Below are 9,703 nucleotides of genomic sequence, written 5' to 3'. Positions count from 1 at the left end.
TAAGAACAATTTTAAAAGCTTTTGAATTAGGTAACTCAAAGTGTTTCTTCCAACTAAATTCCCACCCATCCGTGATACCTCGCATATCTGTTTTTTTAGCAGCCAATAATTCAGCAGCTGTTAATTTCTGGGTAATGATCTCTAATAAATGAACTTGCATGTAAAATACAAAAATAATTAAAAATTGTCAATTTTGTACTATTTATTTACTTTTTCTGTTATTGGTTATTCTATTATTCATTATATTTATTAATAATTTATGTGATAAATTAAATCATGTTTTATTAAAGCGGTAAATTGTTGGCTACTTGTTTTTTTATACCATTTATATATGTAAGTGTGCGCTTCATTATTTTTTCAATGAAGAAACGATTAAAACAAACATGATTTGGCGCATCTTTAATAAAGAAGTTGGGTTAACTAAATAATAACAATTGTTCTTTGGTTAGATCAAAATTTGAATCTAGTCAAGTGACCGCAGGATGTGTACTTTCTCACTCCTCCTTCAACATCCCCGCACTCTTACAATATTCCACCGCTTCCTCAATACTATTCACCTGGAATTTCCGCAATATATTCATCCGGTGGGCTTCAATGGTACGGATACTGATATTCAGCGACTCCGCAATTTCCTTGTTAATACGGCCATTGCTGATCATGCGTATAATTTGTTCTTCCCGGCGTGATAAAGAAATTTCCTGGCTGCTGTTATTTCCTGGTATGGATTGTTTGGCGTCGAGGTACTTTTTTACGAGGATGTCACTGACTTCTCCTATAAAATAATATTTACCCTGGTGGATGGTGCGAATGGCGCTAAGGAATATTTTATTGCTGGTATCTTTCAGGATATATCCGCTGGCGCCCATTTCCAAGGCGGCGGCTACGTAGTCGGGTTCATCAAAGAGACTAAAAAATAGAATCCGGCCGCGTGGATTTTTCTCCAGTAGCAGGGTACTGGTTTCCAGGCCATTTATGCCGGGCATGCGAATGTCCATAATAATCACGTCGGGAGTTGTGGAAGATAGCTGTTGCAGCGCATCTTCTCCGCTGCTGGCTTCTCCGCATACTTCCATATCGGCTTCGCTGTTGATCAGCTGTTTAAGGCCATTGCGAAAAATTTCATGATCATCTACTAAAAAAACAGCTGTTTTTTTCATGGTTAAAAGGTGATTGCTAACTGTACAATTGTTCCGGTGCCGGGTTGTGAGCTGATCTGTAGGGTACCTCCCAGTAGCTCCGCCCTTTCTTTCATATTACGGATGCCATTTACTTTTTTGACCAGCTCTGTTGAAAACAGCTGCTGGCTGTCGAAATGAAATCCTTTTCCATTATCGCGGATGCTTAATTGCAGGAAGTTGGCGGTGCCGTCAATATCGACTTCAATGGTATCCGCGTCCGCATGTTTAATGGCATTGTTCAATGCTTCCTGCAAGATACGGTAAACACCGGTCTTTACTTCTTTGGGTAAAGGCGAGGCCGACAACGTTTCTTCCAGTTGAAAATCTATTCCGGGAACGGTTTGCCGGCATACCTTCATCAATTCTTCGATAGCTGCCCTTAAGCCGAAATCTTCCAGCACGCTGGGTAGCAGGTCGGAGCAAATCCGTTTGGTTTCGTTGATGATGCTATACATGAGGGAGTTGACCATGGCTATTTCAGGGTCGTGTTGTATGCTGCGGTCTTCTATTTGCTCCAGTTTCATACGCAAACTGGTCAACATTTGCCCGATGCCATCATGTATTTCGGCGGCAATTCTTTTTCGTTCTTTTTCCTGTCCGTTGATGATCGAGTAGGAGCGGATGCGTTGCTCGGTTTCCTGGCGCAGGAGTTTTTCCTGGTTGGCCAGTTGTACCTGTTCGGTTAGTTTCCGGGCTCTTTCTTCAGCGTCTACCAGGCCACGGATAATTTTCCGGATGCGGGTAGACAGCGGATAAAAGATGACGCCGGCTTCCAGCAGCAGGGTGAAAAGTACCAATCCCAGTACGATGTATTCAATTTCTTTGAGGTCACGTATTCTTTCCTTTGAAAAGCGGTCGTAGTCAAATACAATCAGCTCCATTCCCAGCAGGTATGATTTCTCATAGGCCAGGATGGTTTGTACATAAGGACGTATATGCGTTGGCGTGAAGGCGCTGTCGCTGTACAATACCGTAATCATTTTGCTGGCAGCATCCCATATTTCCTGGTGAGGATTACGGATAATTTCAAACATCTGCTTCAGCTCATCCTGGTCGTTGGCCGGCAGGTTCAGGAAGTTGCTGCCTGCCTGTAGCCCTTCATGTGATTTCTGCCATTGCTTCAGCGTATTGATAAATTCTTTGCGGTTATCTTCTATGTCTCTGCCAGACTCCAGTAGCAGCGCCAGTTTACTCAACGTTTGACTGTACGTACGTAGCCGCGCCGCAAAGTTGATGACATGCGAATCATTCATCTGGTGATTGAGTGCCTGTTGTATTTTTATCTGACTAAAAATACTTAACAGGGCAATAGTGGTCAGCGCCACCGCATAGAGGATGGTGAAGATTTTAAATACGCTACGGTCTTCGGAAACTGGATGCATAGTTATAAAGGTAAAGAATTAGCTGGAGCGGAGGGGATGGCCTCCGGCCATTGTCTTTGTTCAGGATTATACTGATTTTGATGATTTTGATGATTTTTGTTTTGATGTTTTGATGATTTTCCGGATTATGATTTTCCTTGTAACAACACGTTGTTTTTTTAATTTAAAAGAGCTACAATACCATTTTAAAAAATCAAAAAATAAAATCATCAAAACAAAAATCATCAAAATCATCAAAATCAGTATAATCCTGAACAAAGACAATGGCCGAAGGCCATCCCCTCCGCATTCCTCACACCGAAATATGTTTCTCCAGCGCGGAATGCTTCAGCTCTTCCGCGGTACCATCCATCACCATTTTACCTCTTTCCATGAAATAATAGTGATCCGTTACCTGGTTGGCGAAATCAATTTTTTGTTCTACCAGCAATACAGACAATGCGGTTTCCTGCACCAGCTGTTGCAGTATGCTGCCTATTTCCTGCGCAATGGAAGGCTGTATCCCCTCGGTAGGCTCATCGAGCAACAGGAGCGTGGGGCGACTCACCAGCGCTCTGGCAATGGACAGCTGTTGCTGCTGACCGCCGCTGAGGTTTCCGCCGGCACGTTTCCGGAAATCTTTCAGGATAGGAAAGAGACTGAAAATTTCCTCCTCCGGCACCTTGGCTTTCGGGTCGGGATGCGCCTGCAGCCCCAGTTGCAGGTTTTCGTATACCGTGAGTTTAGGGATAATTTCCCGCCCCTGGGGTACATAGGCAATGCCTAGTTTGGCTTTTTTATGCGGCGGAAGGGTGGTTACATTTTCATTGTTGAAAATGATGCTGCCCTCCTGAACTGGTAGCAACCCCATAATGGTTTTGAGCAGGGTAGTTTTACCTACGCCATTGCGGCCCATTACGGTGGTAACGGCGCCTTTTTTTACGGCAAGCGTGGTGCCACGCAGGATGGTGCTTTGTCCATAGGCTGCGCTGAGCTGGTTGACCATTAATACCGGTGCCTCGAGTGTGTGGATCATAAAGTTTCTAATTGAGCGTTAGTACGACCTAAATAGCAATCTATTACCCGTTGATCATTTTTTACTTCGGCGAAAGTGCCTTCCATCAACCGTTTGCCACGAACCAGTACGGTCACCAGTTCGTTGGCTATCTGTTCTACAAATTTCATATCATGTTCAATAACGATGATGCTGTGTGCTTTGGATAGCTCCAGCAACAGGGCGCCTGTTTTCTCTGTTTCTTCATCAGACATGCCCGCGGCGGGTTCATCTATGAGCATCAGGGTAGGGTCCTGCAATACAACAATGGCTATTTCCAGCCACTGCTTTTGTCCGTGCGATAAATCGCCGGCCATTTTATACATCACCGTGGTGAGTGATAATTTGGTGGCCACCTGGTGTATTCTTTCCGCCAGTGCTGGGGTAGGTTTGAAGAAGAGAGAAGAGAAAATATCTTTCTTCATTTTGGCCGCCAGCAACAGGTTATCGTGTACGCTAAGCCCCGGAAATACGGACGGCTTCTGGAACTTTCTGCCGATGCCGAGTTCGGCGATCTTTACTTCCGTTTTGCCTATGATGGATTTGCCATTGAATATTATTTCTCCTTTGTCGGCTTTTGTTTTTCCGCAGATGATATCCAGGAAGGTGGACTTGCCCGCTCCGTTAGGACCAATAATGACACGCAGCTCTTTATCGCGCAGACTGAAATGGTCCAGGTTCAGTGCATGTACACCCCCAAATGATACCGACAGGTTATTGACAGTAAGTAGCATATCAGGTAGTTTGAGAAGTTTTGAAAGAAGTGAACCTTTGTTTGATGCTGTCCAGCAATCCCATAAACCCTTTATCGAAATATAATACGGTAATCACAAAAAGGAACCCGAGGATAAATAACCACGAATCCGGGAATAAACTGGTACAAACACTGTACAGGAAATTGACCAGCAAAGCGCCTATCACCGCACCTTTCAGGTTACCCCTGCCACCCAGTGCTACCCACATCACCATTTCCACAGAGGCTTTTACATCCATTCTGCCCGGTGTGATAATACCTGTTTGAGGCAAATAAAGCATGCCACCTACCGCGGCTAACAGTGCCGCCACTACGAAAACAGCCAGTTTATAATCCACTACTTTATAGGCTGCATAGCTGATGCGGGACTCGCTGTCGCGGATGGCCTGCAATACTTTGCCGAATTTGGAATGCGTCATCTTATAGCATCCGAAGTAGGCCGCACACAGCACCGCAAAGGAAAGCATGTAGAGTCCGAGTTTTACGGAAGAAGAAGATAAATCATAACCCAGCATGGTTTTGAAATCAGTCAAACCGTTGGTGCCGCCTACATTGGTTTCATTTCTCAGGAAAATCAACCACATGGCCAATGTCAGCGCCTGGGTGATGATCGCCATGTACACACCTTTAATACGGCTTCTGAATAATACAAAGCCGGTAACAAAAGCAAATAACGCAGGCACCAGTAAGCAGAGTGCCAGGGTCCAGCCGAAAGACTGGAACGGTTGCCAGAATAACGGTAACGTATCTATTTTATTCCAGGCCATGAAATCAGGAAGTACGGCGCCGGCAGCGACTGTTTTTTTCAACAGCAGGTGCATGGCAATACCATAGCTGCCTAAGCAAAAGAAGAAAGCCTGGCACATCGACAGGATGCCGGTGTAACCCCATATCAGGTCTATGCCCAGCGCCGCAATAGCGAAGCAGAAGTACCGTCCCCATACAGAAATGGTGTTGACGGAAATGAGGCCGGACATATATCCTGCCGGCAACAGGATGGCAAAAATGGTAATGAATAATATATACTGAAGGGTGTTGTTGTTCGTTTTCATATGCCTGGTTTTTAATCTTCCGCTATGCGGCCTTTGTCAGGAAATAAGCCTTTGGGTTTGTACTGCATGAAGAGCATGATAAACACAAGGATAAACACTTTGCCATAAACCGCCTGGAAGAAGGATTCCAGTACTTTGGTGAAGAAGCCAATGCCCAAACCGGATACAATCGTGCCGGCAAGCTTGCCTACGCCTCCGGTGACTACCACCAGGAAGGAATCAACGATATATGTTTGTCCCATGTCCGGAACCACATTGCCAATTAAGGTGATGGCGCAACCGGCCAGTCCGGCTAATCCGGAACCAATAAAAAAGGTAATGGCGGCAATACGTTTTGTTTCAATACCCAAACAGGCACTCATTTGCCGGTTTTGTGTAACTGCCCTGATCTGTAAGCCCAGCCTGCTGCGGTACAACATAAAATAAGTGAGCAGTACCATCACCAGCGTTAGCCCGATAATAAATAAACGATTATACGGTAACGTTAGGTGCGGCGATACCTGCCAGCCGCCGGATAATAGTTGTGGTGTTTTAACAGCAGTGAGGTCTCCAAATAAAATGCGGGCTGTTTGTACCAAAATCAAACTCACGCCCCAGGTAGCCAGTAAGCTTTCCAGTGGCTTGGCGTATAAGTGCCGGATGACGAGTCTTTCCAGCAACAAACCCATGGCGCCCGCTACCATAAAGGAAACAGGCAACGCAGCTACAAAGAATAAATCTGTTTGCGGAATACCCAGTACATTGGTGAAAAATAGTTGTGTGCAATAAGTCGTGTAGGCGCCTATCATCATAAATTCTCCATGCGCCATGTTGATAATGCCGGCAAGACCGTACACGATAGAAAGCCCGAGGGCAATGAGTATCAGGATGCTACCCAGACTTAATCCGCTGAAAAAGTTCTGTACCCGTTGGAGGCGATCGTAGCGTTTTTCCAGGCTCACGGCTTTCTCCGCGGCGTAGGAGGCCATCTCTTTATTAAAAAATCCGCTGCTGGCATAGGTTCTCAGCAGCTGTGGGGCGTTGTCGCTCCAGTTGCTGCTGATACTATCTATGTAAGCTTTGGCAATCGGGGCACTGGTAGCGGCGTATAATTTAGCACCGTATAAAACGTCTTTACCGGTGCGAAGCGCATCGGCATTGGTTTCTTTTGCCAGCGCATTTTGCAGGATCAGTTGCACGCTGCTGTCGCCGGTATTTTTCAGCTGACTATAAGCGAGGATGCGCTTCTGTGCATCATTGCTGTAGAGATTGAGCAAAGGTCCTATGGAGGACAGTTGTAGCCGGTCGCCACGGGGAATATCTACCGTCTGTAAAGCAGACAGTGATAACAGCAGCGGTTGCCCGCTGCTGTTTTTCAAAAGTATATTATCAGGATAAAGAGAATAAAGCCGGTATGTTCCTTCTGCGGTGGGCTTACTGTCGATCGTTACCGCCTTATGATCCAGCAGATACAGCTTTTTATCATTGATGGCCATGAGTAAAGGAAAGGTGGCCGGAATACGAAGGGCCGCCAATCTGCCGATGGCCTGCGTGCGCACGGAGTCGCTGGATGGTGACAGTACCTGTGCCGTGTAAATGGCCGCACTGTCCTGTGCCCTGGCTGTTTGGAAAAACAGTCCTATACAACAGGCGAGTAACCATCTGGATGTTAAGGAAATTTTCATCGCGTCATAATTGAGAAGTTGGAAATAGCCTGTCTTTTATCCGTATCTAAAACTTATTTTTTGGCGTAGGTGCCATTGTGGTTTACCCAGTCGCAATCCTTGTCAGGAGAGGTTAAAGGTGACCAAGGTTGCGGATCTACGAGTCCTGCTGATTTCCAGATAATATCGAATTGTCCGTCTGGTTTAATTTCGCCGATCACCACTGGTTTTGCCAGGTGATGGTTTCTTGGGTCCATTTTTACCAGGCCATCAGGAGAAGGGAAATCCAGTCCGTAGAGGGCGTTGCGTACTTTTGATACATCGAAGGAACCTGCTTTTTCTGCTGCTTTAGCCCAGAGGTATACGCCGGTATAAGCCCAGCAAATAGGATCGTCTGTTACTCTTTTATCGCCACCGGGTAATCCTTTTTTAGCGCAATAAGCTTTGAAGTCGGCCACGAATTTTTTGTTCTCGGGGAGGTCGTTCGACTGGAAGTAATTCCATGCGGCAAGGTGACCTACCAGGAATTCGGTATCCATAGAACGGAGTTCATCTTCTGCCACAGAAAAGGCCATGATAGGGCAGGTAGCGGAAGAAAGCCCCTGATTGGCAAATTCTTTATAAAAAGGCACATTGGAATCGCCGTTGATGGTAGACAGGATACAGGCTTTACCATCTGCAGCAAAGCGTTTTACTTTAGAGATGATGGTCTGATAATCCTGGTGATGGAAGGGGGTATATTCTTCAATGATATTTTCTTTCGGGATACCTTTAGACAATAAAAATGCTTTCAGGATTTTATTGGCCGTGCGGGGAAATACGTAGTCTGTTCCCAGCAGATAGAATTTTTTATAGCCGCCGCCTTTTTCGCTCATCAGGTATTCTGCTGCAGGAATCAGCTGTTGGTTAGGAGTAGCGCCGGTGTAGATCACACTGTTGGAGCATTCTTCCCCTTCATATTGTACCGGGTAAAAAAGGAGTCCGTTATTTTGTTCAAATACCGGGAGTACGGATTTGCGGGAAACGGATGTCCAGCAGCCGAATACAGCGGATACTTTTTTGTCGATGAGTAATTCTTTGGCTTTTTCTGCAAACAGGTCCCAGTCGGAGGCGGGATCTACAATCACGGGTTCTATTTGTTTGCCGAGTACGCCGCCTTTGGCATTGATTTCGTCTACCGCCATCTGTACTGCATCTTTCAATGATACTTCAGAGATAGCCATGGTACCGCTGAGCGAGTGGAGTACACCTATTTTTACTGTTTCTTTGGTAGCGGTAGAATCGCTGCCGGGAGTTTTAGTTCCGCTGTTGCAGGAAGAGAAAAGTGCCGTAGCGCCCAGCAATAGCAGGGGTAGTTGTTTCAGAAAAGTGTTTCTCATGCGTATCATATTTTTAGGAAGAAGATGAATGAATGCGGGGGATTAGAAAATAAAGAACTGCGCCTGGAGCCAAAGCTGACCGTACGTCTTTTTCGTGTATTCGTCGGCGGTAGCAGTCGCCACATTGTAAGTGCGGGTGGTATAAGAGAGCCGGAGATTGGTGCCGGTTCCGTTAAAGAAGTAGTTAAGTCCGCCGCCCATTACGCTGCTGGAATTGCTTTTATCGAAAGAGCTCAGTTTCACGGTGCCGGCTTGTGTAGCGTCGGCGCTTACGTCCTGGTTTTCGTAGCGGATCCAGGGTTGCAGTTTCGATTTTTTAAAGTAGTAGCCCAATTCCAGGAATTGCACCGTTTGTTTAGGGATCAGGGTAGCGAAAGAGTATTTAGAATCTACGTCGGTGCCGCCTGACATGTACTGGAATGCCGCGTTTACCGTGATGGAGCCGGCGTTGCCCAGTGGATAATCAAAGAATGCGTCTGTGCTGTAGTTGTAGTAGTTCGCCTGCGCATCAAAGCCTACGGCCCATGCCAGCGTTTTACCTTTACCCAGTTTAGTGCCGGCGTAGTAGTAATCTTTTTCCGCATCCAGGAAGTTATAAGCCACGCGGCCTACGGTGCGGAGTGGTGCGCCACCGTCTATATTACGACCGGTAAATACACCGAGGCGGTATTCCAGTTTATCGTTGGCAAGGAAGCCACGGGCGTTCACACCCAGGTCGCGACCAAAATTTCCCTGCAGCGGACTGCTGGCAAACAAGTTATAAGGATACTGGAAGTAGGTGAAGTCGTTGGCCATTAATCCGGCGGCGCCCTGCAAACCGTTACGGTTGTTGGATACCAGCTGCATGCCTGCTACCAGTTCAAATGCGTTGGAGAAAGTATATTCCAGTTGGGCATCTAATATAATGGGGGAGACCTTTACATTTTTTTCGCCGTTGGACTGGATACCAATCGGAGAAGGGATCTCCGTTTCCATGAAGAAGCTGGCTTTTTTAGTGAGCTGTCCGCCTACCAATACCCGGGCGCGGTAAACAGAGAAGCCCTTGTTCCAGTCTTTCGATGATTTATCATTGGACGGCGCACTAAAGCCGCTTTGTTCTCCCGAAGCAAACATATGTACAATGGCGCCTACCTGTATGGTAGGTTTGAAAGCGACAGGATCCTGTGAAAAAGAAATGGTTTTAGCACTATCGGTGCTGGTATTTAAAGAAGCGGGGAGTTCAATGAGGTAACTACCTCTTTTCTTCTTTTTAGGAGGATCGTTTTCGGCTTTCGCAATAAGA

General features: G+C 46.2%; 8 protein-coding genes. All 8 read right to left on the bottom strand.

The features are described 5' to 3' along the window. Window positions 1–494 precede the first annotated feature (494 nt). On the bottom strand, window positions 495–1,157 hold the full coding sequence (locus tag VIP81_RS25920; protein ID WP_331968082.1) for a response regulator transcription factor: 663 nt from the start codon (window positions 1,155–1,157) through the stop codon (window positions 495–497). A 2-nt stretch (window positions 1,158–1,159) separates the two neighbouring features. Further along, window positions 1,160–2,560: a sensor histidine kinase gene (locus tag VIP81_RS25915; RefSeq protein ID WP_331968080.1), complete on the bottom strand. Its 1,401-nt coding sequence runs from the start codon at window positions 2,558–2,560 to the stop codon at window positions 1,160–1,162. Window positions 2,561–2,852: 292 nt separating this feature from the next. After that, the gene (gene urtE, locus VIP81_RS25910) at window positions 2,853–3,575 is read right to left on the bottom strand and encodes an urea ABC transporter ATP-binding subunit UrtE (RefSeq protein ID WP_331968078.1); all 723 of its coding nucleotides are present in this window, start codon (window positions 3,573–3,575) and stop codon (window positions 2,853–2,855) included. Then, window positions 3,572–4,327, bottom strand: coding sequence for an urea ABC transporter ATP-binding protein UrtD (gene urtD / locus VIP81_RS25905; RefSeq protein WP_331968075.1), 756 nt, complete (start codon window positions 4,325–4,327; stop codon window positions 3,572–3,574). Before urtD ends, urtE begins: the two co-directional genes overlap by 4 nt. Window position 4,328: 1 nt before the next feature. After that, a complete protein-coding gene (gene urtC / locus VIP81_RS25900) occupies window positions 4,329–5,399 on the bottom strand; it encodes an urea ABC transporter permease subunit UrtC (protein ID WP_331968072.1) in 1,071 nt (356 codons plus the stop codon). A gap of 11 nt (window positions 5,400–5,410) precedes the next feature. After that, the gene (urtB, locus tag VIP81_RS25895) at window positions 5,411–7,063 is read right to left on the bottom strand and encodes an urea ABC transporter permease subunit UrtB (RefSeq protein ID WP_331968070.1); all 1,653 of its coding nucleotides are present in this window, start codon (window positions 7,061–7,063) and stop codon (window positions 5,411–5,413) included. Window positions 7,064–7,116: 53 nt separating this feature from the next. Continuing rightward, on the bottom strand, window positions 7,117–8,421 hold the full coding sequence (gene urtA, locus VIP81_RS25890) for an urea ABC transporter substrate-binding protein (protein WP_331968067.1): 1,305 nt from the start codon (window positions 8,419–8,421) through the stop codon (window positions 7,117–7,119). A 42-nt stretch (window positions 8,422–8,463) separates the two neighbouring features. Next, a partial coding sequence (locus VIP81_RS25885; protein ID WP_331968065.1) for a hypothetical protein occupies window positions 8,464–9,703 on the bottom strand: 1,240 nt, incomplete at its 5' end.

The sequence above is a fragment of the Chitinophaga sp. genome (genome assembly GCF_036566945.1).
Taxonomy (GTDB): Bacteria; Bacteroidota; Bacteroidia; order Chitinophagales; family Chitinophagaceae; genus Chitinophaga.
Note: the sequence above shows the minus strand (reverse complement) of the source record. Positions and strands in the feature narration are given on the sequence as shown.